The following is a 22,661-nucleotide window of genomic DNA, read 5'->3' on the forward strand; positions in this document are numbered from 1 at the left end:
GCAGGACTGGATCACCGCAGTCGGGGCGAAGACCGCCTACATCGCTCCCGGCAGTCCATGGGAGAACGGCTACATCGAGAGCTTCAACGCGCGCCTGCGCGACGAACTCCTCGACGGCGAGATCTTCTACACGCTCAAAGAGGCCAGGATCATCGTGGAAAGCTGGCGTCGGCATTACAACACCGTGCGTCCGCATGGATCGCTCGGCTACAAGCCGCCGGCGCCGGAGGTCTTCATCCCGGCATTCGCGCGGGCGGCCCTGCAACCCCAACCAGCAATGCCGCCCGCGCTGGCGCCACGACCATCATTGCACTAACAATCAAATTGGACCCGTCCGTGGGGGCCGATCACACCAAAGCCCGCTGGTGCTGGAAAGGAATTACTTTATGTTTGATTCAAGAGAGAAAATTGCTTTGTTTATTGATGGGGCGAACTTGTATTCGACGGCAAAGGCGATTGGTTTTGATATCGATTACAAGATGCTGTTGAAGGAGTTTCAGAGCAAAGGCTATTTGCTGCGCGCCTATTACTACACTGCGATCATTGAGGATCAGGAATATTCCTCAATTCGTCCGCTGATTGATTGGCTCGATTACAACGGTTACAAGGTTGTGACGAAGCCGGTGAAGGAATTTGTCGATTCCAGTGGCCGCCGCAAGGTCAAGGGCAATATGGATATCGAACTTGCTGTCGATGCCATGCAGCTGGTCGATAGCGTTGATCACATCGTCCTGTTCTCGGGGGATGGTGATTTCCGCTCGCTGGTCGAAGCTTTGCAGCGCAAGGGCCGTAAGGTAAGCGTTGTCTCCACACTTCAGACCCAGCCGCCGATGATTGCCGATGATCTGCGCCGCCAGGCCGACCACTTCATTGAACTGGCGAGTCTTGCGAACCGCGTTGGCCGTGATCCCGCCGAGCGGCCCTCGCGTGCATCGGACCGTGACCGCGACATCGACGAAGACGACGACTACTGAGGCCTGAACCGCATATGGCTGGTGTTGCTCTGGACCCGGCACGCGATTGTCCGCTGTGCCCGCGTCTCGTTGCATTCCGCGAAGAGCACCGGCGTCTGTCGCCGGACTGGTTCAACGCACCCGTGCCGTCCTTTGGTGATAAGGCACCGTCCCTGCTGATCGTTGGTCTTGCGCCGGGCTTGCGTGGTGCCAACAGGACAGGGCGGCCGTTTACCGGGGATTATGCCGGCGATCTTCTCTACGAGACGATGATCGACTTCGGCTTTGCCAGGGGCGTCTATGAGGCGCGTCCAGATGACAGCCTTGAGCTGGTGGATGCCCTGATCACCAATGCGGTGCGCTGCGTCCCGCCGGAAAACAAGCCGACGGGGCCGGAGATCAAGACCTGCCGGCCGTTCCTGATTGCAACGCTTGACGCCATGCCCTCGGTCCGCGCGGTGCTGGCACTGGGGCGCATTGCCCATGACACGTTCCTGACCGCGCTATCGCTGCCGCGTGCAAAATCACCCTTCGTGCATGGGGCAGGGCATGACATTCAGCTGTCAGGACGGCCGGTGAAGCTTTTCGACAGCTATCACTGCTCCCGGTACAACACCAACACCGGACGGCTGACGCGGGAGATGTTCCGCAGCGTCTTTAATTCGATCCGCGCTCACGTGGATGAGACCAGCTCCCTGCGGGCCTGATCAGCGATTAGACAGGCTTGCGGACGGGCCGGGCTGCAACCAGCCCTCCGGCCCCAGATGCTCCTGCGGCTGGAAGCGCTCCTTGTAGGCCATCTTCTGCGACCCTTCGACCCAGTAACCGAGATAGACATAGGGAAGGCCCAGCCTGCGGGCGCGCTCGATATGCTCGAGGATCATGAACGTGCCGATGCTGAGGCTGTCAACGGCGGGATCGTAAAAGGAATAGACCATCGACAAGCCGTCGGCCATGCGGTCGGTCAGGGCAACGCCGATCAGCGGCCCGGTGCCGCGCCGGGTGAGGAACGTGTCCGGCCCGCGGCGGCGGTATTCGATGACCATGGTGTCCACATGGGTGTCCTCCACCATCATTGCATAGTCCAGCACGCTCATTTCAGACATGCCGCCATTTTCATGGCGGGCCAGAAGATAGGTGCGGAAGAGATCATATTGTTCGCTGGAGGGGGAGGGCGGCAGCTCGGCGCCAACCAGCCAGCTGCCCTTCTTCCAGATGCGCTTGAAGGAATTGGTCCACCGGAAGTCCGCCACCCGCACCCGCACGGATACGCAGGCCCGGCAAGCTTCGCAGGCCGGACGGTAGGCGATGTTCTGACTGCGGCGGAAGCCGCCCTGCGTCAGCACGTCATTGAGGGCAGGGGCCTGATGACCGACCAGATGGGTGAACACCTTCCGCTCCTGCCGGCCCGGCAGATACGGGCACGGCGCAGGGGCCGTCAGGTAGAACTGGGGATGGTCGATCGGGTGCCGGGTCACGTCTTGAAGTCAGCCTCGTGTTCCACATCATGATATCTGCTCAGGATGGCGCGGCAAGCGTGAACGTCAACCATTGAATCATCGGATAAACGGCAAGGTATTGAACTTTTCTGGCCCTCAAGGCCCTGCCGCGAGGGTAGGGATCTGGCAGTTTTACCAAGACTTGCTTGAACTCAGTAATCGCGCTGCGTATTGACCACCACCGTGCCAAGGATGATGTCGTGCAGCAGGCGCTTGCGGTCCGACACGAGGCTGACCAGCAGCACCAGCGGCGTCAGCAGGGTGACGGAGAACCAGAACAGCAGCGCATGCATCGCTGCAAGCAGGGCATAGGGCTTGCCGCCGTGCCACAGGCGCATTTCGAGGCCCATGGCGCGCATGCCCAGCGTTGAAGCGCGCTCGCCGCCCAGCGTGATGGCGGTGTAGGTCAGCGCCACGCCCTGCCACAGGAAGGCATAGGCGAACCAGGCAAGGCCCAGCGTGAAAATGCCGAGGAAGAAGATGAGTATTCCCGCCATCACGGTGAAGAAGGCGATGATGGCCGTGTCGATCAGGAAGGCCATGATGCGCTTGCTGCGCAGCCCGCTGAAAAGTGCAGGATTATCGGTGGCGCCAAAGCCGCCGCGCCTGGGTTCCAGAATTTCAGCCTGATAGGACATTGCCGCCTCCGTTTCTGCCATTCATGTGGGAAGAACGGGACGAACAGTCAATTGTTCCGTTCCAGTTTGCGGGCGGGGTTTTTCGCAAGCCCGCCCGCTTCACCGCGCAGCGTGCCGCCTCAGGCCATCACCTCGGCCACATTCATCTGCCGCACCGCGTAGCCGCGTTCGCGCAGGGCTTCGATGATGGCCTGGCCGTGGGCGGCGTCGAAGGTCTCGAAGGTCACATCCAGCGTTGCGCCCTTGGCCGGCACGTTGAGGAACAGGCGGTGGTGCGACACGTCCACCACATTGCCGCCGCGCCCGCCGATGAGAGAGGTGATTTCGCCCAGTACACCCGGCCGGTCCGGCGTGTCGATGCGCACTGATACGAGGCGGCCATCGCGGGAGAGTTCGCGGATCACGATGGAGGAGACAAGGCGCGGGTCGATGTTGCCGCCGCACAGCACCAGCCCCACCTTCTTGCCCCGGAACAGCTCCGGCGCCGTCAGCAGCGCGGCAAGGCCGGCAGCCCCTGCGCCTTCCGCCAATGTCTTCTGCTGGGTCAGGAACAGGTTGATGGCCCGCTCGATGGCGCTTTCCTCGGCCAGAATGATGTCATCGGCCAGTTCGCGCACGATCTTGCGCGTAAGGGCGCCCACGTCCTTCACCGCAATGCCCTCTGCGATCGTCGGCCCGCCGCAGGGCAGGTCTTCGTCATGCACGGCGCTCCACATGCCCGGATAAAGCCGCGATTCGACGCCGACGATGGAGATTCCGGGCTTCAGGCCCTTGGCGGCCACGGCCATGCCGGAGATCATGCCGCCGCCGCCAACCGGAACGACGAGACACTCAAGGTCCGGCACGTCTTCCAGCATCTCCAGAGCGATGGTGCCCTGGCCGCGGATCACATGCGGATCATCGAAGGGATGCACCCAGACGAAGCCCTTTTCTTCTGACAGGCGCTGCGCTTCAGCCGTTGCCCCCACCAGCGTGTCACCGGCCAGAACCACTTCGGCGCCATAGCCGCGCGTGGCGGTGATCTTCACGAAAGGCGTCGTCTCCGGCATGACGATGGTGGAGGGAATGCCGAGCCGGCCGGCGTGATAGGCGACAGCCTGTGCATGGTTGCCTGCCGACATGGCGATGACGCCGCGCTGGCGTTCTTCCTCCGTCAGCGACAGCAGCTTCACCAGCGCCCCGCGCTCCTTGAAGGCGTTGGTGACCTGCATGTTCTCGTATTTGACAAAGACCTCGGCACCGGTCAGCGCCGACAGCTTGGGCGCGGGCAGGAACGGCGTGCGCAGCACGGCTCCCCGGATCAGACGCGCCGCCTCTTCCACATCGGCAAGGGAAAGCGGCAGGGGGCCAGAATCCTGTCTTTCAGAGGTCTGGCGGTCAGAGGGGCTATGCATGGATCCGTCCGGAAAATGGGCGGCCTCTCAGAGGCCGCTTTTGAGAAGCTCTGCCACGCGGGGCGCGAAATAGGTGAGAATCCCGTCCGCTCCGGCGCGCTTGAACGCCAGAAGGCTTTCCAGCATGGCGCGTTCGCCGTCAAGCCAGCCATTGGCGGCAGCGGCCTGGATCATCGCGTATTCTCCCGAAACCTGATAAGCATAGGTCGGCATGCGGAAGGTGTCCTTCACCCGCCAGACAACATCCAGATAGGGCATGCCGGGCTTGACCATCACCATGTCGGCGCCTTCGGCAATATCCAGTTCCACCTCGCGCAGGGCCTCGTCCGTGTTGGCCGGGTCCATCTGATAGGTGCGTTTGTCGCCGATCAGCGTCTTGGACGTGCCCACCGCATCGCGGAAGGGGCCGTAGAAGGCGGAGGCATATTTGGCGGCATAGGCCATGATCTGGGTTTCCCGGTGGCCATTGGCATCCAGCGCCCGGCGGATGGCGCCGATGCGCCCGTCCATCATGTCGGAAGGGGCAATCACATCCGCACCCGCTTCCACCTGCGTCAGGGCCTGGCGGCAGAGCTGGTCGACGGTTTCGTCATTCAGGATGCGCTCGCCATGCATAAGGCCATCGTGGCCGTGGCTGGTGTAGGGGTCCAGCGCCACATCGGTGATGAGGCCGATGTTGAGGCCCGCCTGCTTGATGGCGCGGCAGGCGCGGCAGATCAGGTTCTCCGGATTGAGTGCCTCGTTCCCGTTTTCATCGCGCAGGGCGGGATCAGTGTAGGGAAACAGCGCCAGCGCGGGGATGGACAGGCTCGCCGCATATTCGGCTTCGCGCACGGCTTCATCCACCGACATGCGCTCAACGCCCGGCATGGACGCTACCGGCTGGCGGATGTTGCTGCCATCGACGAGGAAGATCGGCCAGATCAGGTCATTCACGGTCAGGGCGTTTTCCTGCACCAGCCGGCGTGCCCAGTCGGTGCGGCGGTTGCGGCGCAGGCGGCGGCCGCCGAGAATGTCGTCAATGTGCTCGGGGGAAACGCTGTGGAACGGGCTGGACATGGAGCGGGTCCTGGAATTCGGGAGTTTCGATCATGCGTGATGGGCGCGGACTGTAACAACAGCGCCTCCGTGATGCCATAGGGAGGACTGCGGCATCATTGTCTTTGCCTCATGATCGAAGGCCGTCTGCGCCAAGCCATAGGCCAAAGAGACGATCTGCCACCAAATTGACGTTAAGGTCAAAACGGGCTACCCCGGAAGGACAAGGGTTGCAGAGCGGCAAGGGGCAGGCAGGGGGAGAACCGCCGCCCCGGACCGCCATCTGCGGCCATCCGTGCAGGCGGGAGGAGCCCCATGGACTTTGCCTTGAACGAGGAGCAGCGCGCCTTTCAGGAGGTGGCCGCCAGCTTTGCCCGCGACGAGATGGAGCCCCATGCGCGTGAGTGGGACGAGAAGTCCATCTTCCCGGTGGAGGCCCTGTGCAAGGCGGCAGAGCTTGGCTTTGCCGGTATTTATGTGCGCGAGGATCTGGGCGGTTCCGGCCTGACGCGGCTGGATGCAGCGCTGATCTTCGAGGAACTCGCCAAGGGCTGCACCTCGACGGCGGCTTATATCTCCATTCACAACATGACCGGCTGGATGATCGACCGGTTCGGCTCGCAGGAGCTGCGCGAGCGCTACCTGCCGGATCTGTGCAGCATGCGCCGTTTCGGCAGCTACTGCCTGACGGAGCCGGGCGCTGGCTCGGACGCGGCAAGCCTTAGAACACGGGCGGTGCGGGACGGGAACAGCTACGTCCTCAACGGTACCAAGGCCTTCATCTCCGGCGGCGGGGCGTCGGACGTTTATATTGTCATGGCCCGCACGGGTGGAGAGGGGCCGGGCGGCATCTCCTGCTTCGTCGTGGACAAGGGCACGCCGGGGCTGAGCTTCGGGGCGCAGGAAGTGAAGCTCGGCTGGAAGAGCCAGCCGACGGCGCAGGTCATTTTCGAGGACTGCCGCGTTCCGGCGGCGAACCGCATCGGCGAAGAAGGCGAGGGCTTCAAGCTCGCCATGGCCGGGCTTGATGGCGGGCGGCTGAACATTGGTGCCTGCTCGCTGGGGGCGGCGCAGACCTGCCTTGAGCGCAGCATCGCCTATATGAAGGACCGCCAGCAATTCGGCCGTTCCCTATCCACTTTTCAGGCGCTGCAGTTCCGGCTGGCCGATATGGCGACGGAGCTGGAGGCGGCCCGTCTGCTGCTGCACAAGGCGGCCATGGCCGTCGAGGAAAAGGCGGAAGGGGCCACGCGCCTTGCCGCCATGGCCAAGCGCCTTGCAACGGACACGGGCTTTCAGGTGGTCAACGAGGCGCTGCAGCTGCACGGCGGCTACGGCTACTTGCGCGACTATCCCATCGAGCGTTTTCTGCGCGATGTGCGGGTGCACCAGATTCTGGAAGGCACCAACGAAATCATGCGCGTCATCATTTCGCGTGATCTGATTGGCCGGTGAGAAAAGCAGGCGCGGCAGCCGGGGAGGCAGAAGAGCATGAGCGAGAGCGCGGACGAGGTTCTGTTCGAGGTGGCGGGGCAGGCGGGGCTGATCACCCTCAACCGCCCCAAGGCGCTCAATGCGCTCAGCCATGGCATGGTCAAAGCCATCGCCGCCCGGCTGGACGACTGGGAAACGAACCCGGCCATCACCCGCATCGTGCTGCGCGGCAACGGTGAAAAGGCCTTCTGCGCGGGCGGCGATATCCGTCAGGTCTATGACATGGGTGTGAGGCTGGGGCTGAAGGGCGCGCCAGAGCAGACAAGCTTCTTCGCGGACGAATATATCCTCAACAGCCGCATCAAGCATTTCCCCAAGCCCTGGGTGTCGCTGATCGACGGCATCGTTATGGGTGGCGGTGTCGGCCTGTCGGTGCATGGCTCGCACCGGGTGGGCACGGAAAAGACGCTTTTTGCCATGCCGGAAACCGGCATCGGCTTTTTCCCGGATGTGGGGGGCAGCTACTTTCTGCCGCGCATGCCGCGCCGCACCGGCTATTACTGTGCTCTGACCTCTGCCCGGCTGAAGCAGGCCGATGCGCTGCTGACCGGCGTGCTCACCCACGCGCTGGCGTCCGCCTCAATTCCGGCGCTGACGGACGCGCTCTGCGCCGGTGAGCCGGTGGAGGCAGCGCTTGCCCGCCACACGGTGGAGGCAGGTCCCGCGCCGCTGCTTGAAGTGATGGATGAGCTAGAGCGCGTTTTCGGTCTCTCCAGCGTTGACCAGATCTGGCAGGCGCTGGCCTCAAGTGATTCAGACTTCGCACGAAATTGCCTGGGGATGCTGGCCTCCAAGTCGCCCACCAGCCTGGCGCTGACCTTCGAGCAGCTGAACCGGGGCGCGGAGCTGGATTTCAACGGTTGCATGCAGATGGAATTCCGCATTGTCAGCGAGATCCTGAAGCACACGGACTTTTATGAGGGCGTGCGCTCCGTGCTGGTGGACCGGGACAATGCACCGCGCTGGCAGGCCGCAAGCCTTGCGGAAGTGGACAGGACGGGGCTGGCGGCTTATTTCGGAAGGCCAGAGGGCGGCGATCTGCCGCTGCCCTGAGTGAAGCGCGGGCACTGGCTGACAACGCCTGATGCCCCTTCCCGCAAGGACGGCCATGATCACAAGCTTTCAGGATCTCCTCAAGAACCGCCCGCCCTGGAGCACCGTGCTGCTGTGGTATCTGCGCTGCATGGCGCTGCTGCTGATCGCGGGCGGGGTGATCCACTGGGCCCGCATCGTCGGCTTTGCGCCCTGGCGCGGCGCATGGTTCTGGGAGATGCCGATCGAATGGCAGACGGCCACCGTCTTTTTCGCCGTGCTGGATCTGGTGGCGGCGATCGGCCTCTGGCTGGCGGTTTCCTGGGGCACGGTCATGTGGCTGTTCCGGGCCTTCAGCCAGATCGTCATGCACACGGCCTTTTCCGACATGTTCGGACGGCGGCCTTACGAGATCACGTTCTATCTGGCGACCATCGGCATCTATCTGCTGCTGGTCTACCTGGTGGAGCAGGAAGACAGGAAGAAATAGCCGGACCGCAGATGGCCCAAGCCTGACACGGTTCCGGAAGAGACTTTGCGAACCGGGAGGAGTTGCGTCATGGCATCAGTGGGTTTCATCGGTCTTGGCAACATGGGCGGCCCGATGGCGGCCAATCTGGTCAGGGCAGGGCATGCGGTAAAGGGGTTTGACCTGTCGCCGGAGGCCAGGGCCCAGCTGGAGGCCGCAGGCGGCAAGGCGGCCGCATCCGTCGCCGAAGCGGTGCGCGATGCCGATGCCGTCGTTTCCATGCTGCCCGCAGGCAAGCATGTGCGCGCCGTCTACACCGGGGAAGAGGGCGTTATCGCCAGCGCCCGGCCCGGCACGCTCCTCATTGACAGTTCCACCATCGACGTGGACAGCGCCCGTGCCGTGGCACAGGCGGCGGCCTCCGCCGGCATGGTCATGGTGGATGCCCCGGTTTCCGGCGGTGTTGGCGGTGCGGCCGCAGGGACGCTGACCTTCATGGTCGGCGGCGAGGATGCCGCCTTTGAGCGCGCCAAGCCCTTCCTTGAGGCGATGGGCAAGACCATCGTCCATGCCGGTGGCTCGGGCACCGGTCAGGCCGCCAAGATTTGTAATAACATGATACTCGGCATTTCCATGATCGCGGTTAGCGAAGCGTTTATCCTTGCCGAGCGGCTTGGCCTCGACGCCCAGAAGCTTTTCGACATTTCATCCACAGCCTCCGGCCAGTGCTGGTCGCTGACAAGCTACTGCCCGGTGCCCGGTCCCGTGCCGTCCTCTCCCGCCAACCGGGATTACCAGCCGGGCTTCGCGGCGCAGATGATGCTCAAGGATCTCAAGCTTTCCCAAGAGGCGGCGCAGTCCTCCGGTGCGGCCACGCCGCTGGGTGCGCAGGCTGCAGCCCTCTATGCCCTCTTCTGCAATTCGGGCCATGCGGGCACGGACTTCTCGGGGATCGTCCGGTTCCTTCGTGGTGAATGAATTCTTTCGATGGATCGAAACAGACGAAAAGTCTCCGGTAAATTTTAAGAGATGATTCAGCGTATCTCTTAAGCGGATTTTAGAAGCGCCTCTGTATGGTCAGTCTCAAGGTGGAAAAAATAACCACCCAATGACAGGTAGAAATATAGAGGCGCAAACAAATGATCTCAGCCAACAGAGCTATGGATGCCGTTGCTCAGGCAGAAGAGGACACGGAACTCAAGCCGCTGTACCTGGAAGCACTAACGCTCGTCGAAAGACTTCACCGCCGTCTTCTTGACGTCATCAAGGACGAGTTCGACCGCATGGGCCGTTCCGACGTGAACAGCGTGCAGGCCCTGCTGCTGTTCAACATCGGCGACAGCGAGCTGACGGCCGGCGAGCTGCGCAGCCGCGGTTACTATCTCGGGTCCAACGTCTCCTATAACCTCAAGAAGCTGGTGGAGACCGGTTACATTCATCATCAGCGTTCGCGCATGGACCGCCGTTCGGTCCGTGTCAGCCTGACGCCGAAGGGCCAGGAAGTCGCCAAGATCGTGAATGACCTCTATGAGCGTCACATTCTCTCGGTCGAGCAGGTTGGCGAGATCCACGCCGGTGACTTCGCCATGCTCAACAAGTCGCTGCGCCGCCTGGAGCGTTTCTGGACCGACCAGATCCTCTACCGTCTCTGATCCGCAGGGACTGCAGGCCGCACGAAATGAAAAGGCCCGTGCCGGACACCCGGCACGGGCCTTTCTGTTATGCGGGAGCCAGACCTTCGCCGCATCATTGCCACTCATGCAGAAAACGCAGTGTAGCTTTGCAGCATCAGTTTTCGCGTTTCTGGCGAAGATGTGTTTACTGGACATGTTTCGGCCATAAACCCCTGACTAATGAAACTCATGACTGCTGTGCCATGAGCGCAGGCAGGGGCTGACGATTGCGCAAGGGCTTCCACCGTTTGGGCATGCGGCGGCCGACCGGACCCAGGCTGCAATTTGTTAAGCCGCCGTGTGGTTAACTGGAATTCACCGGCTGGCAGACCTTGCAGTATCTGCTGATCATAACTGGCCATGTGAACCTCCACGCGATGCGAAAGGGAGCGACTGGTGTTGTTGCGCAACGGGAATCAGATCACGAAAGTTTCCGCCACTCTGGCCCGCGCGGCTGCTCTGGCAGGGGCACTGACAGGCGTTCTCGCCGGAACGGCGCTGGCGCAGTCGCCGCTGGAGGCACTGCAGCAGTATAACAAGCGCGCAGAATGGGAAGACCGTTTTGATGCCACGCTGCAGGACCTGCAGTCGATCAAGACCGCGACGCCGACCCTTGCTCCCCAGACGGCCGAATATGTGGCTTCGGCCATCGACCAGTATGCCATGATCGTGCAGCGCGGCGGCTGGGAACACGTCGCCACGCCGGGCAAGACGCTGCGCATCGGTGCTGAGGACAATATCGTTGCCTCGCTCCGCCGCCGCCTGATCGCATCCGGCGATCTGGAGCAACAGGCCGGTGTCTCCACCACCTTCGATTCCTACGTCGATTCCGCTCTGCGCCGGTTCCAGGTGCGCCACGGCCTCATCCCGGATGGCACGCTGGGGCAGACCACGCTGGCGGCGCTGAACATTCCGGCCGATGTGCGTCTGCGCCAGCTGGAAACCAACCTTGTACGCCTGCGGTCCATGTCTGGCGACCTCGGTGCGCGTTATGTGATGGTGAACATTCCGGCGGCCGAGATCGAGGCCGTTCAGAACGGCCGCGTCCGCTCGCGCCACACCGCAGTCGTCGGCAAGATCGACCGTCAGACACCGATCCTGAATTCCAAGATCTATGAGGTCAATTTCAACCCCTACTGGACCGTGCCGGTTTCGATCATCCGCAAGGACCTGATCCCGAAAATGAAGCAGGATCCGGAATATCTGGCCAAGAACAAGATCCGTATCTTCGACTGGAAGAACAACGAACTGGCCTGGCAGCAGATCGACTGGAACTCCGACGAGGCAACGAAGTACCAGTTCCGGCAGGATCCGGGCGAGATCAACTCGCTGGGCGCCATCCGCATCAACTTCCACAACACCCATCAGGTGTATCTGCACGACACGCCGTCGAAGACCCTGTTCGGCACCGACAACCGGTTCCACTCTTCGGGCTGTGTGCGTGTGCAGAACGTGCGTGACCTTGTGTCCTGGATGCTGGAATCAACCACGCCGGACTGGAACCGCGCCCGCGTTGATCAGACCATCCGCGATGGCCTGCGGGAAGACGTGAAGCTGAAGACGCAGGTGCCGTTGTACCTGACCTACATCACGGCCTGGGCCAACGAAGACGGCACGGTGCATTTCCGTGAAGACATCTACAACCGCGATGGCCTTTATGGCGACGTGGCAGAGCTGCAGCTGCCTGGGCAGTGAGCCAGATCATCAGATGAGACTGGAAAAGGGGGCTCGGGCTCCCTTTTTTCTTGCGCAATCAACCATCATGCCCATCTGATCCTCCAAGGCGTGTCTTTCATGTACCGCCTTTTCTTCTGTCTCTGGAGAAACCTGCATGTCCGGCCATGCCAAGGGTGAAGTCTATCTGGAATTCGTGCCCATCGGCCGTCAGGTGAAGGTGGTGGCGATTGATGCGGCGACTGGCGTTGAAGTGTCGGTGATCGGCCCGGTCAATGCGGCGCAGTCGGACCTCCAGGCGCTGGCGCTTCGCAAGCTGGCAAAGCGCTTGTCGGAAGACAGTGGCACGCCGGAGGTGCCGCGCGGGGGCTGGACAGCATGAAACTCCGCACCAGTTCCACTCTGGACCAGATCCATGCCGGATTTGCGGCTCGCTGTGTCGGTCTGCCACTTGGTTCACCGGAATGCCTATGCTAAGTGCAGGGCTCCCGAAGGGGCCAATGCCGGAGCAATGTCATTTGCCCGCGCTTGGGCGGATAAAAAGGGCGAAGGGGCCCTTTGTGAATCGCTGAAAAGGACCTAGCCATGTCGATGTCGGATACCTTGGCCGGCGAGCCGATCTACACCGGTTTCTTCACTCAATCTCTGGCTGATGCCGATCCGGATATCTTCGGCGCCATCCAGAAGGAAGCCGGCCGTCAGCAGCACGAGATCGAGCTTATCGCCTCCGAAAACATTGTCTCCAGGGCCGTTCTCGAGGCTCAGGGCTCGGTCCTGACCAACAAATATGCCGAGGGTTATCCGGGCAAGCGCTATTACGGCGGCTGTCAGTATGTCGACATTGTCGAGACGCTGGCGATCGAACGCGCCAAGGAGCTGTTCGGTGCCAAGTTCGCCAACGTGCAGCCGAACTCCGGCAGCCAGATGAACCAGGCCGTCTTCCTGGCACTGCTGCAGCCGGGCGATACGTTCATGGGCCTTGACCTGAATTCCGGCGGCCACCTGACCCACGGCTCCCCGGTCAACATGTCCGGCAAGTGGTTCAACGTCGTGTCCTACGGCGTGCGCAAGGACGACCATCTGCTCGACATGGAAGAGATCGAGCGTCTGGCCCATGAGCACAAGCCGAAGCTGATCGTTGCCGGCGGCACGGCCTATTCGCGCGTCTGGGACTGGAAGAAGTTCCGTGAGATCGCCGATGCGGTCGGCGCCTATCTGATGGTCGACATGGCTCACATCGCCGGTCTTGTGGCTGGCGGCGCGCATCCTTCGCCGGTGCCCCATGCCCATGTCTGCACCTCGACCACGCACAAGTCCCTGCGCGGCCCGCGCGGCGGCCTGATCCTGACCAACGACGAAGAGATCGCCAAGAAGATCAACTCGGCCGTGTTCCCCGGTCTTCAGGGCGGCCCGCTGATGCACGTGATTGCCGCCAAGGCTGTTGCCTTCGGTGAAGCGCTGCGTCCGGAGTTCAAGGCCTATGCTGCAGCGGTTGCGGCCAATGCCAAGATGCTGGCCCAGACCCTGCAGGAGCAGGGGCTGGACATTGTTTCCGGCGGCACCGACAATCATCTGATGCTGGTGGACCTGCGCCCGAAGAATGCAACCGGCAAGAAGGCGGAGGCCGCCCTTGGCCGCGCCAACATCACCTGCAACAAGAACGGCATTCCGTTTGACCCGGAAAAGCCATTCGTCACCTCCGGCGTGCGCCTTGGCACTCCGGCCGGCACGACGCGCGGTTTTGGGCTTGCCGAGTTCCGCGAGATCGGCATGCTGATCACCGAGGTTCTCGACGGTCTGAAGGCGGCGAACAGTGAGGAAGGCAACGCGGCTGTGGAGGCTGCGGTGAAGGCCAAGGTGATCGAACTCACCAGCCGCTTCCCGATCTATCCGGCCTGATTGCCTGATTGACGCATACAAGAACCGGTCCGCGCCCTCCGGCGCGGATCGTTTGCATTCTGAGCTAAATTCGAAGAGCTTACGGCCACCAGATTCTTCGCGCCCATGCGGTGCTTGAGGCTTGGCAGGGCCCTGTCTCTCAGGGCCTTGGTATAAGGAACGGATGACATGCGGTGCCCCTTTTGCGGCGGTGAAGAGACCCAGGTTAAGGATTCGCGCCCGACGGAAGACAACACGGCCATCCGCCGCCGCCGTGTCTGCTCCACCTGCGGGGGGCGGTTCACCACCTTTGAGCGGGTGCAGCTGCGCGAGCTGATGGTGGTCAAGCGCTCCGGCCGCCGCGTGCCGTTTGACCGCGAAAAGCTGATGCGTTCCGTCGAGATCGCTGTGCGCAAGCGCCCGGTTGACCCGGAGCGGATCGAGCGTATGGTGAGCGGCATTGTGCGCCAGCTGGAAAGCACCAGCGAAGGCGAGATCACCAGCGAGATGATTGGCACCCACGTGATGGAAGGCCTTAAGAACATCGATGATGTGGCCTATGTGCGCTTTGCATCCGTCTACCGGAACTTCCGCGAGGCGCGCGACTTCCGCGACCTTCTCGGTGAACTGGGCGGCTTGCCCGGCAATGACGAACCCAAGGAGGATGCGTGAGCGAAGCTGAGGCTGAAGCTGTTGCGCCCGCCGCCGGCAGTAAGGCTGCCGTGACCGGGATTGACCGCCGCCTGATGCGCGCCGCTGCTGCCCTTGCGGCGAGGGGGCAGGGGCAGGTCTGGCCCAATCCTTCGGTGGGCGCGCTCATCGTTCAGTTTGAGGACGGCGGACCGGTCATCGTTGGCCGGGGTGTCACCTCCCGCCCCGGCGGGCCTCACGCAGAAGTGAGCGCGCTACGGCAGGCGGGGGAGCTGGCCCGCGGCGCCACCTGCTACGTCACGCTGGAGCCCTGTTCCCACTACGGCCGCACACCGCCTTGTGCCCTTGCGCTGCGCGAGGCAGGTGTTGCCCGTGTGGTGATCGGCTGTCTCGACCCCAGCCCGCGCGTGGCCGGGCGCGGGGTTGCCATGCTTGAGGAAGCGGGCATTTCCGTCTCCACCGGCGTTGAGGACGACCTCTGCCGCCTGCTTCATGCCGGGCACCGGCTGCGCGTTACCAGTCAGCGGCCGGATGTGGTGCTGAAGCTGGCGCTTTCCGCCGATGGCGGCATTGGCCGGGTTGGCGAGGGGCAGGTGGCGATCACCGGCCCGCTGTCGCGCAATGTGGTGCATGGCCTTCGGGGCAGCTGCGACGCCATTCTCGTCGGCATCGGCACGGCCCTGGCCGATGACCCGGAACTGACCTGCCGCCTGCCGGGCATGAAGGACCGGTCCCCCGTGCGCGTGGTGCTGGACAAGGAAGCAAGGCTGCCACCGAAGAGCCGTCTCGTTCAGTCTGCCGCCGACGTGCCGGTGTGGCTGGTGACGGGCAATCAGGCCGATCCCGAACGGGTGCAGGCGCTGGCCGATGCGGGCGTGCTGGTGATCCGCGTGCCCGCCAATGAAGAGGGCATCGAGCCGAAGATCGCACTGACGGCGCTGGCCAACCGGGGCGTGACGCGCCTGATGGTGGAAGGCGGCGCGCGCGTTGCCCGGTCCTTCCTGCAGGCCGGTGTGGTGGACGAGACATGGATCTTCCAAGGCGTGGCCGAACTCGGGGCAGGGCGCATCCTGCCGTTCGACGGCGGGGCAGGCGGCTTTACCGCCGAATACCCGGATTTCCGTCTGGTTGATACGGCCGTCTATGGGCCGGACAGGCTGCTGCGGTTCCGCCGCAAGGAGAGTTGAGATGTTCACCGGAATTGTCACCGATCTTGGCACCATTCTCTCCGTCACGGATATTCCTGCCGGCAAGCGCACCCGCATTGCCACGGTCTATGACGTGGACACGATCGACATCGGCGCCTCCATTGCCTGCGGCGGCCCGTGCCACACGGTGACGTCCAAGGGGCGCGATGAGACCGGCAACTGGTTCGAGGTGGAGAGCGGTGCGGAAACCCTGCGGCTGACCACTGTTGCGGACTGGAAGGCGGGGCAGAAGCTCAATCTGGAGCGCTCCCTCAGTCTTGGCGCGGAGCTGGGCGGCCATCTGGTGCTCGGCCATGTGGACGGGCTTGCCCGCATCGTCGAGCGGCGCGACCATCCGGATACGGTCTATTTCCGCTTTGACGCGCCGCGTGCCTTTGCCCCCTTCATCGCCCGCAAGGGATCGGTGGCACTGGACGGCACGTCGCTGACGGTAAACGAGGTCGAGGGAACGGAGTTTTCCGTCTTCCTCATTCCGCACACGCTGGCGGTAACCACCTGGGCCGAAAGGCAGGTGGGTGACAACGTAAACCTTGAAGTCGACATGATGGCGCGCTATGCCGCGCGCCTTGCCGAATTCCGCGAGCAGGCCTGAGGGGCTCGCCCCCGCAAAAGGCTGGACAAAATCGGACAGGCATGGTTCCTGACCGCACCTCTCAGACAGAAAGCGACACGACCGATGAGCTCCGCGCCTCACCTCCTGATCATTGAAGCCCGATTCTACGAAGACATCGCCGATGCGCTCTATGAAGGGGCCGCCAAGGCGCTGGACGAGGCGGGCGCGACCCATGACCGGATCGCTGTTCCGGGCGTGCTGGAAATCCCGGCGGCCCTGTCCATGGTGCTGACCTCCATGGAAAACGACGGGACCTTCTATGACGGCTTCGTGGTGCTCGGCTGTGTCATTCGCGGTGAGACGACCCATTATGACATTGTCGCCAATGAGTCGGCCCGCGTGCTGATGGATCTCATCGTCGATGCCGACCTTGCCCTCGGCAACGGCATCCTGACGGTGGAAAATGATGAACAGGCCTGGGTCCGCGCCCGGGTGACCGACAAGGACAAGGGCGGTGCTGCCTCGCGCGCAGCGCTGGACATGATCCGTCTTCGGGAAAGGCTTGGGGTTTGATCTGACATGACCGGCGAAGCCGATCAGAACAAGGGGCCGGAAATCCGTCCGGCCAACAAGCGTGGTGCCGCCCGTCTCGGGGCGGTGCAGGCGCTTTACCAGATGGATGTGGGCGGCTCCTCGGTGACCGATGTGGTCAACGAGTTCACCGCCTTCCGCCTTGGCAAGGAAGTCGACGGCTACCAGTACCGCGATGCGGACGAGCAGTGGTTCAAGGACATTGTGCGCGGCGTTGTGGCCGAGCAGCTGCGCCTTGACCCGTTCATCCACACCGCGCTGGTGGAAGATTGGCCGCTGAAGCGCATCGACAGCCTGCTGCGTGCCATCCTGCGCGCGGGCAGCTATGAGCTGCTGCGCCGCCGCGATGTGCCGCCGAAGGTGATCATCTCCGAATATATCGATGTGGCGAAGGCTTTCTACGCCGAGGATGAGCCGCGTCTCGTCAACGGCGTGCTGGACCGTCTGGCCCATCAGCTGCGCAGCGCCGAGCTGGAGCCGCTGGAGCCTGCGGCTGAGGCGGGAGAAGGTCAGGACGCGCAGGACGGCCAGTAACATGGCCGCTGAGGGGGCATATACGGGGCTGGGCGAGTTCGACCTGATCGAGCGCTTCTTTGCCCCGCTGGCAACCGCCCCCGGCAGCCTTGCGCTCACCGACGACGCCGCCGTGCTGAAGCCCTCCAACGGGCATGAGCTGGTCCTGACCAAGGACATGCTGGCGGCGGATGTCCATTTCTTTGCCAATGATCCGGCCGGTCTGGTGGCGCGCAAGGCCTTGCGCGTCAACCTCTCCGACCTTGCCGCCAAGGGGGCGAGGCCGCTCGGCTATCTGCTGGGGCTCGGCCTTGGCGGGGAGGTGGCCGCTGGCGGGGCCGCGCAGTGGCTCACCGGCTTTGCTGCCGGGCTCGCGGCCGATCAGGCGGAGTTTGCATTCCCGCTGCTGGGCGGCGATACGATCCGCAGCGGCGAGCGCATGGTCCTGTCCATCACCGCGCTTGGCGAAGTGCCGGAGGGCCGCGCCATTCGCCGTAATGGCGCGAAGGCGGGCGATCTCGTCTATGTCTCCGGCACCATTGGCGATTCCGCCCTTGGCCTTGCCTTGCGGCTTGACCCGGAGCTGGCACGCAAGCTCGGGCTGTCTGAAATTCATGCAGAGTTTCTGCTGAACCGCTATCTGCTGCCGCAGCCGCGGGTGGCGCTGGCTTCTGCCGTTCTGTCCCATGCTTCCGCCTGCCTCGATATCTCTGACGGGCTCTGCGCCGATGCGGGCCATGTGGCGCGTCATTCGGGTGTGGATCTGCTCCTCGAAGCGGACGATGTGCCGCTGTCGGATGCGGCCCGTGCTGCACTTGCTGCTGATCTGCAGCTTCTCGCCCGCGTGCTGACCGGCGGGGATGACTATGAGCTGTTTGTCTGCGTGCCGCAGGCGCAAGGGCCGGCCTTTGAGGCTGATGCGGCAGCTTCCGGTGTGCCGGTAACCTGCATTGGCCGGGTGGAAGCGCCTGCTGCTGACAAGCCTGCTGTCTGTCTGACGCACGGCGGTCGTCCTTTCACGCTTGCAGGGCAGGGCGGCTTCCGTCATTTTTGAGGCCGACCCGGCTTCCCGCAGGGAAGCCACATCTGATCCCCGCAGATAGCCCTGCCAGCCAGTTCTGCCCGGACCCTGCCTCAAAGCTTGGCCAAAAGCCTGTCTGGAGCCTGTTCATGTCACCTCAGCCCTCCCTTTCACCTGCGCAGGACGCCGCTGCCGATGGCGACCGCATCGCGCGCCGCAACGCTGCGATTCTTGCCGCAGCACAGGCTCTCGGCGGGGCGACGGCCTCCATCGTCATCGCCACCGGCTCACTGACTGCGGCCTCGCTTCTGCCGGAAGCCCCAGGCCTTGCGACACTGCCCATCTCCTGCATGATCCTTGGAACGGCCATCGGCACCCTGCCGGCCGGAGCGGTGATGAAGCGGGTGGGACGGCGGACCGGTTTTCTGGGCGGCTCGGTTCTGGGCTTTCTCGCTTCGCTGCTGGCGGCCTGGGCGATCCTCAGCGGCAGCTTCTGGCTGTTCACAATGGCCTGCGCTCTGGCGGGTACGGTGACGGCCTTCGTCCAGCAGTTCCGCTTTGCGGCCGCCGACACGGCGAGTGATGCCTTCCGCCCCAAGGCGATCTCCTGGGTGATGGCAGGCGGCGTCTTCTCCGGCATCATCGGGCCGCAGACGGTGATCTTCACCAAGGACCTCTTCGCGCCGGTGCTCTTTGCGGGAACCTATGCCGCCCTTGGCGGCCTGTTCATGCTGATGGGCGTCATCCTCACCTTCCTCAAGGTGCCGCCTGTCCGGGCAAAGACCGTGGCGGATGTGCAGGCGCGGCCGCTGGGCGTCATCCTGCGCCAGCCGTCCTTCATCGCCGCCGCCGTCTGCGGCATCTGCTCCTATGCGCTGATGAGCCTCGTGATGACGGCAACACCGTTGGCCATGATAGGGTGCGGCCTCAGCGAAACCGATGCTGCGCTGGCGATCCAGTGGCATGTGCTGGCCATGTTCAGCCCCAGCTTCTTCACCGGCACGCTGATTGCCCGTTTCGGAGAGCGTACCATCGTTCTCACCGGCCTTGCACTGCTGTGCGGCTGTTCCGTGATTGCGCTCATGGGGCTTGAAGTGGCGCATTTCTGGAGCGCGCTGATCCTCTTGGGCATCGGCTGGAACTTCGGCTTTGTCGGCGCCACCAGCATGCTGACGCGCTGCTACCGCCCCGCCGAGCGGGCGACGGTGCAGTCCTTCAACGATTTCCTCGTTTTCGGCTTCGTTGCGCTAGCGTCCTTCTCTTCCGGCGCGCTGCTGCACAGCTTCGGCTGGGCGACGGTCAATCTGCTGGTCTTCCCGCTTGTCCTCGTCTGCATGATCCTCATGTTCGTGCTGGCAAGAGGCACACGTGAACCGGCCCTGTCTTGATTTGTCCAAAGTAAAAGCAACCCTTTCGCAACCTGTTTTGCATTGCGGTATTTGCTGGGTAAGTACCTGCTGCGTTGCGGTGCATGTTTTCGTGCCTCTTGCGAAAATAAACGAGGTCAAGGACTTGACCGGCCCCATGTTCATTCTGCTAACGTGACGCTGTTGCGCCTTGCTGCGGAATGGGAATGGACTTGCCGGAGCCCTGGCGCGCGTCGCAGCCCGTTGGAAGTCAAGATAAAATGCTGTCATAGAACGATCGGATTGCCGGGCTGCCCATTCATTGGGAGGACTCATGACCGAGCTTGTCGTCGTCATTGCCTGCGGCCTTCTGGGGCTGGCTTACGGGGGCTGGGCGATCCAGTCTGTAATGGCATCCGATGCGGGCAGCGCCCGGATGCAGGAGATCGCGGGGGCGATCCAGGAAGGTGCGCAGGCCTATCTGACGCGCCAGTATACAACCATCGCCATCGCTGGCGCGGTCATCTTCATTCTCGGCGCCTGGCTGCTGGGCTTTGCCGTCGCCATCGGCTTTGCGGCAGGGGCCATTCTCTCCGGTCTTGCCGGTTTTATCGGTATGATGGTGTCGGTCCGCGCCAATGTGCGCACCGCGCAGGCCTCCAGCCAGAGCCTGGCGGCCGGTCTGGAGATTGCCTTCAAGTCCGGCGCGGTGACCGGGCTTCTCGTGGCAGGCCTCGCACTGCTGGGTGTCTCGGTCTATTTCGTCATCCTGACCCGTGTCCTCGGCTATGACCCGACCAGCAGAAGCGTCATCGACGCGCTGGTGGCGCTCGGCTTCGGTGCCTCGCTCATCTCCATCTTCGCCCGTCTGGGCGGCGGCATCTTCACCAAGGGGGCAGATGTGGGCGGTGATCTTGTCGGCAAGGTGGAGGCGGGCATCCCGGAAGATGATCCGCGCAACCCGGCCACCATTGCCGATAACGTCGGTGACAATGTCGGCGACTGCGCCGGCATGGCGGCAGATCTGTTCGAGACCTATGCGGTGACGCTGGTCGCCACCATGGTTCTCGCCGCGATCCTCTTTGCCGGAACGGCGGCGACGGCTCCGGCCATGCTCTATCCGATGACCATCGGCGGCGCCTGCATCCTGACCTCGATTGCAGGCACCTTCTTCGTCAAACTGGGAGCCAACAACTCGATCATGGGCGCGCTCTACAAGGGATTCATCGCCACGGCGGTGCTGTCGCTCATCATTCTGTTCCCCGTCACGTCCTTTGTCTTCGGCGGTATGGATGTTGTGCTGACGACAACTGGCGGGCTCTCCTTCACGCCTATGTCGCTCTATCTGTGCGGAGTTGCGGGGCTTGCCGTCACCGGCCTGATCATCTGGGTGACGGAATATTACACCGGCACCGGCTACCGCCCGGTCCGCTCCATCGCCCAGGCATCCGTCACGGGCCATGGCACAAACGTCATTCAGGGCCTTGCCATTTCCATGGAGGCAACCGCCGTTCCGGCGCTGATCATCATTGCAGGCATCATCGTCACCTATTCGCTGGCAGGCCTCTTCGGCATCGCCATTGCGGTGACCACGATGCTGGCGCTGGCCGGCATGGTCGTGGCGCTGGATGCCTTCGGCCCGGTGACGGACAATGCCGGCGGCATCGCCGAGATGGCCGATCTTCCCGCGGAAGTGCGCGTGACGACGGATGCACTGGATGCGGTGGGCAACACCACCAAGGCGGTTACCAAGGGCTATGCCATCGGCTCGGCCGGGCTCGGCGCGCTGGTGCTCTTTGCAGCCTATACGGAGGATCTGCGCTACTTCATCAGCAACTCCGACCAGTATCCCTATTTTGCCGGGCTGACGGCGGATACGCTCGATTTCTCCCTGTCGAACCCCTATGTTGTCGTCGGCCTCTTCTTAGGCGGGATGCTGCCCTATCTCTTCGGCGGCATTGCCATGACCGCGGTGGGCCGGGCCGCCTCTGCCGTGGTGGAGGAGGTGCGCCGCCAGTTCCGCGAAAAACCGGGCATCATGGCCGGAACCGAGCGGCCTGATTATGGCCGGGCGGTGGACATGCTCACCCGCGCCGCGATCCGAGAAATGGTCATTCCTTCGCTACTGCCGGTGCTCTCGCCGATTGTCTGCTTCTTTGCCATCAATGCCATTGCGGGCAAGGCCAATGCCTTCGCAGCCGTGGGGGCGATGCTGCTGGGCATCATCATTACCGGGCTTTTCGTCGCCCTGTCGATGACCTCCGGCGGCGGGGCCTGGGACAACGCGAAAAAATACATCGAGGACGGCCATCACGGCGGCAAGGGCTCCGATGCCCACAAGGCTGCGGTGACGGGCGATACCGTGGGTGACCCCTACAAGGACACCGCAGGTCCGGCGGTCAATCCGATGATCAAGATTGCCAACATCGTCGCCCTGCTGCTGCTCGCGGTCTTGGCGCACTAGGATCAGGCTTCCGCCACCCAAACAAAAATCCCCCGGAAGGCTCTTCCGGGGGATTCAACTTTTGACCTTGCCGTTTGGGCTCAGAGGCCCAAGGACGGGTTGGCGGCGCCGCGCAGGATCTGCGTCAGGAAGCCGTAGTCGGAGCCGCCGGTGCGGGTCTTGCGGCCGATGAAGTCAAAGACCTTGCCGTCCTGCATGCCGTAGTTGGCGATGTCCTTCACAAAGCCATCCTTGTCGAAATAGATGGCGACCACCCGCTGCTCGACGATCTTCGGCTTCATGAAGGCGGTCGTCTCGGCAGTCTGGGAAATGTAGTAATAGGCGAGACCGTCAATCTCGGACGTGGTGGACGGCGACCCGAGGACCAGCTCGACATTCTCCTTGCTCGACCCCACCTGCACCTGCTGCAGCATGTCGGGGGAGATGGAATGGCCGTGATTGTAGGTCTGGGTGAAGCATCCGCCCACGGTCAGCCCGAGGAGAATGGGAAGCATCAGCACATGCGCCTTGGTCTTCATTCGTCGTTCCTGTCCCGTCTGAACCGGCCTTGCAGTCCGGTGCGTATTTGAATT

The 22,661-nt window shown here is 63.1% G+C and carries 24 protein-coding genes; 19 read left to right on the forward strand and 5 right to left on the reverse strand.

The window, feature by feature from the left end; all coding sequences use genetic code 11:
* The 3 genes from ASC48_RS17430 to ASC48_RS17440 all read left to right on the forward strand — a co-directional run.
* A partial coding sequence (locus ASC48_RS17430; RefSeq protein WP_244270102.1) for an integrase core domain-containing protein occupies positions 1 to 316 on the forward strand: 316 nt, incomplete at its 5' end.
* A 70-nt stretch (positions 317 to 386) separates the two neighbouring features.
* Positions 387 to 974 (forward strand): LabA-like NYN domain-containing protein, encoded by a 588-nt coding sequence (locus ASC48_RS17435; protein WP_050471294.1) that lies wholly within the window; start codon positions 387 to 389, stop codon positions 972 to 974.
* A gap of 14 nt (positions 975 to 988) precedes the next feature.
* A complete protein-coding gene (locus ASC48_RS17440) occupies positions 989 to 1,660 on the forward strand; it encodes a uracil-DNA glycosylase (RefSeq protein WP_055456972.1) in 672 nt (223 codons plus the stop codon).
* Here the strand turns inward: ASC48_RS17440 and ASC48_RS17445 are convergent, their stop codons facing one another.
* From ASC48_RS17445 to hemB, 4 genes are all read right to left on the reverse strand, one after another.
* On the reverse strand, positions 1,661 to 2,431 hold the full coding sequence (locus ASC48_RS17445) for an arginyltransferase (protein ID WP_055456973.1): 771 nt from the start codon (positions 2,429 to 2,431) through the stop codon (positions 1,661 to 1,663).
* 173 nt (positions 2,432 to 2,604) lie between these two features.
* A complete protein-coding gene (locus ASC48_RS17450; RefSeq protein ID WP_055457017.1) occupies positions 2,605 to 3,090 on the reverse strand; it encodes an RDD family protein in 486 nt (161 codons plus the stop codon).
* A 119-nt stretch (positions 3,091 to 3,209) separates the two neighbouring features.
* A complete protein-coding gene (locus ASC48_RS17455; RefSeq protein WP_055456974.1) occupies positions 3,210 to 4,484 on the reverse strand; it encodes a threonine ammonia-lyase in 1,275 nt (424 codons plus the stop codon).
* Between the two features lie 27 nt (positions 4,485 to 4,511).
* The gene (hemB, locus tag ASC48_RS17460; RefSeq protein ID WP_055456975.1) at positions 4,512 to 5,543 is read right to left on the reverse strand and encodes a porphobilinogen synthase; all 1,032 of its coding nucleotides are present in this window, start codon (positions 5,541 to 5,543) and stop codon (positions 4,512 to 4,514) included.
* A 294-nt stretch (positions 5,544 to 5,837) separates the two neighbouring features.
* Here hemB and ASC48_RS17465 point away from each other — a divergent pair, with 294 nt between their 5' ends.
* The 16 genes from ASC48_RS17465 to ASC48_RS17540 all read left to right on the forward strand — a co-directional run bounded on the left by ASC48_RS17465 (position 5,838) and on the right by ASC48_RS17540 (position 22,089).
* Positions 5,838 to 6,977, forward strand: a complete 1,140-nt coding sequence (locus tag ASC48_RS17465; protein WP_055456976.1) for an isobutyryl-CoA dehydrogenase — start codon at positions 5,838 to 5,840, stop codon at positions 6,975 to 6,977.
* Positions 6,978 to 7,013: 36 nt separating this feature from the next.
* Positions 7,014 to 8,069: an enoyl-CoA hydratase/isomerase family protein gene (locus tag ASC48_RS17470; protein ID WP_055456977.1), complete on the forward strand. Its 1,056-nt coding sequence runs from the start codon at positions 7,014 to 7,016 to the stop codon at positions 8,067 to 8,069.
* A 55-nt stretch (positions 8,070 to 8,124) separates the two neighbouring features.
* Positions 8,125 to 8,538: a DUF6163 family protein gene (locus tag ASC48_RS17475; protein WP_055456978.1), complete on the forward strand. Its 414-nt coding sequence runs from the start codon at positions 8,125 to 8,127 to the stop codon at positions 8,536 to 8,538.
* A 45-nt stretch (positions 8,539 to 8,583) separates the two neighbouring features.
* A complete protein-coding gene (gene mmsB, locus ASC48_RS17480; RefSeq protein ID WP_279626060.1) occupies positions 8,584 to 9,495 on the forward strand; it encodes a 3-hydroxyisobutyrate dehydrogenase in 912 nt (303 codons plus the stop codon).
* A gap of 161 nt (positions 9,496 to 9,656) precedes the next feature.
* Positions 9,657 to 10,169, forward strand: coding sequence for a transcriptional regulator LdtR (gene ldtR / locus ASC48_RS17485; protein WP_055456980.1), 513 nt, complete (start codon positions 9,657 to 9,659; stop codon positions 10,167 to 10,169).
* Positions 10,170 to 10,592: 423 nt separating this feature from the next.
* On the forward strand, positions 10,593 to 11,885 hold the full coding sequence (locus ASC48_RS17490) for a L,D-transpeptidase family protein (RefSeq protein WP_082440179.1): 1,293 nt from the start codon (positions 10,593 to 10,595) through the stop codon (positions 11,883 to 11,885).
* Positions 11,886 to 12,021: 136 nt separating this feature from the next.
* Positions 12,022 to 12,246: a DUF6898 family protein gene (locus ASC48_RS17495; RefSeq protein ID WP_050471307.1), complete on the forward strand. Its 225-nt coding sequence runs from the start codon at positions 12,022 to 12,024 to the stop codon at positions 12,244 to 12,246.
* A 209-nt stretch (positions 12,247 to 12,455) separates the two neighbouring features.
* Positions 12,456 to 13,763 carry a serine hydroxymethyltransferase gene (gene glyA / locus ASC48_RS17500; RefSeq protein WP_055457019.1) on the forward strand — a complete coding sequence of 436 codons (1,308 nt, stop codon included), beginning with the start codon at positions 12,456 to 12,458 and terminating at the stop codon, positions 13,761 to 13,763.
* Positions 13,764 to 13,931: 168 nt separating this feature from the next.
* Entirely contained in the window at positions 13,932 to 14,414 is a 483-nt protein-coding gene (nrdR, locus tag ASC48_RS17505) for a transcriptional regulator NrdR (protein ID WP_055456981.1), read from the forward strand.
* Positions 14,411 to 15,580, forward strand: coding sequence for a bifunctional diaminohydroxyphosphoribosylaminopyrimidine deaminase/5-amino-6-(5-phosphoribosylamino)uracil reductase RibD (gene ribD / locus ASC48_RS17510; protein ID WP_055456982.1), 1,170 nt, complete (start codon positions 14,411 to 14,413; stop codon positions 15,578 to 15,580). Before nrdR ends, ribD begins: the two co-directional genes overlap by 4 nt.
* A 1-nt stretch (position 15,581) precedes the next feature.
* Positions 15,582 to 16,193 carry a riboflavin synthase gene (locus ASC48_RS17515; RefSeq protein ID WP_055456983.1) on the forward strand — a complete coding sequence of 204 codons (612 nt, stop codon included), beginning with the start codon at positions 15,582 to 15,584 and terminating at the stop codon, positions 16,191 to 16,193.
* 84 nt (positions 16,194 to 16,277) lie between these two features.
* Complete coding sequence (gene ribH / locus ASC48_RS17520) at positions 16,278 to 16,727, forward strand: 6,7-dimethyl-8-ribityllumazine synthase (protein WP_055456984.1); 450 nt, start codon at positions 16,278 to 16,280, stop codon at positions 16,725 to 16,727.
* 6 nt (positions 16,728 to 16,733) lie between these two features.
* The gene (gene nusB / locus ASC48_RS17525; RefSeq protein WP_050471311.1) at positions 16,734 to 17,279 is read left to right on the forward strand and encodes a transcription antitermination factor NusB; all 546 of its coding nucleotides are present in this window, start codon (positions 16,734 to 16,736) and stop codon (positions 17,277 to 17,279) included.
* Position 17,280: 1 nt separating this feature from the next.
* Positions 17,281 to 18,312, forward strand: coding sequence for a thiamine-phosphate kinase (gene thiL / locus ASC48_RS17530; RefSeq protein WP_055456985.1), 1,032 nt, complete (start codon positions 17,281 to 17,283; stop codon positions 18,310 to 18,312).
* Positions 18,313 to 18,428: 116 nt separating this feature from the next.
* On the forward strand, positions 18,429 to 19,667 hold the full coding sequence (locus ASC48_RS17535) for an MFS transporter (RefSeq protein WP_055456986.1): 1,239 nt from the start codon (positions 18,429 to 18,431) through the stop codon (positions 19,665 to 19,667).
* A gap of 292 nt (positions 19,668 to 19,959) precedes the next feature.
* Positions 19,960 to 22,089, forward strand: a complete 2,130-nt coding sequence (locus ASC48_RS17540) for a sodium-translocating pyrophosphatase (RefSeq protein WP_055456987.1) — start codon at positions 19,960 to 19,962, stop codon at positions 22,087 to 22,089.
* Between the two features lie 80 nt (positions 22,090 to 22,169).
* On the opposite strand, the gene ASC48_RS17545 is transcribed toward ASC48_RS17540, so the two are convergent.
* A complete protein-coding gene (locus tag ASC48_RS17545) occupies positions 22,170 to 22,607 on the reverse strand; it encodes an outer membrane protein assembly factor BamE (protein WP_050471315.1) in 438 nt (145 codons plus the stop codon).
* Between the last annotated feature and the right edge of the window lie 54 nt (positions 22,608 to 22,661).

Origin of the sequence: Pannonibacter indicus, from assembly GCF_001418225.1 — a bacterium.
Taxonomy (GTDB): domain Bacteria; phylum Pseudomonadota; class Alphaproteobacteria; order Rhizobiales; family Stappiaceae; genus Pannonibacter; species Pannonibacter indicus.

Excerpts from the sequence above, each read along its gene's own strand:
- ASC48_RS17535 (WP_055456986.1), top strand. The coding sequence starts at position 18,429 with ATGTCACCTCAGCCCTCCCTTTCACCTGCGCAGGACGCCGCTGCCGAT.
- ASC48_RS17440 (WP_055456972.1), top strand. The coding sequence starts at position 989 with ATGGCTGGTGTTGCTCTGGACCCGGCACGCGATTGTCCGCTGTGCCCG.
- ASC48_RS17495 (WP_050471307.1), top strand. The coding sequence starts at position 12,022 with ATGTCCGGCCATGCCAAGGGTGAAGTCTATCTGGAATTCGTGCCCATC.
- ldtR (WP_055456980.1), top strand. The coding sequence starts at position 9,657 with ATGATCTCAGCCAACAGAGCTATGGATGCCGTTGCTCAGGCAGAAGAG.
- ASC48_RS17455 (WP_055456974.1), bottom strand. The coding sequence starts at position 4,484 with ATGCATAGCCCCTCTGACCGCCAGACCTCTGAAAGACAGGATTCTGGC.
- nrdR (WP_055456981.1), top strand. The coding sequence starts at position 13,932 with ATGCGGTGCCCCTTTTGCGGCGGTGAAGAGACCCAGGTTAAGGATTCG.
- ASC48_RS17515 (WP_055456983.1), top strand. The coding sequence starts at position 15,582 with ATGTTCACCGGAATTGTCACCGATCTTGGCACCATTCTCTCCGTCACG.
- ASC48_RS17450 (WP_055457017.1), bottom strand. The coding sequence starts at position 3,090 with ATGTCCTATCAGGCTGAAATTCTGGAACCCAGGCGCGGCGGCTTTGGC.
- nusB (WP_050471311.1), top strand. The coding sequence starts at position 16,734 with ATGACCGGCGAAGCCGATCAGAACAAGGGGCCGGAAATCCGTCCGGCC.
- ASC48_RS17470 (WP_055456977.1), top strand. The coding sequence starts at position 7,014 with ATGAGCGAGAGCGCGGACGAGGTTCTGTTCGAGGTGGCGGGGCAGGCG.
- glyA (WP_055457019.1), top strand. The coding sequence starts at position 12,456 with ATGTCGGATACCTTGGCCGGCGAGCCGATCTACACCGGTTTCTTCACT.
- ASC48_RS17435 (WP_050471294.1), top strand. The coding sequence starts at position 387 with ATGTTTGATTCAAGAGAGAAAATTGCTTTGTTTATTGATGGGGCGAAC.
- ASC48_RS17545 (WP_050471315.1), bottom strand. The coding sequence starts at position 22,607 with ATGAAGACCAAGGCGCATGTGCTGATGCTTCCCATTCTCCTCGGGCTG.
- thiL (WP_055456985.1), top strand. The coding sequence starts at position 17,281 with ATGGCCGCTGAGGGGGCATATACGGGGCTGGGCGAGTTCGACCTGATC.
- ribH (WP_055456984.1), top strand. The coding sequence starts at position 16,278 with ATGAGCTCCGCGCCTCACCTCCTGATCATTGAAGCCCGATTCTACGAA.
- ASC48_RS17475 (WP_055456978.1), top strand. The coding sequence starts at position 8,125 with ATGATCACAAGCTTTCAGGATCTCCTCAAGAACCGCCCGCCCTGGAGC.
- ASC48_RS17465 (WP_055456976.1), top strand. The coding sequence starts at position 5,838 with ATGGACTTTGCCTTGAACGAGGAGCAGCGCGCCTTTCAGGAGGTGGCC.
- ASC48_RS17540 (WP_055456987.1), top strand. The coding sequence starts at position 19,960 with ATGACCGAGCTTGTCGTCGTCATTGCCTGCGGCCTTCTGGGGCTGGCT.
- hemB (WP_055456975.1), bottom strand. The coding sequence starts at position 5,543 with ATGTCCAGCCCGTTCCACAGCGTTTCCCCCGAGCACATTGACGACATT.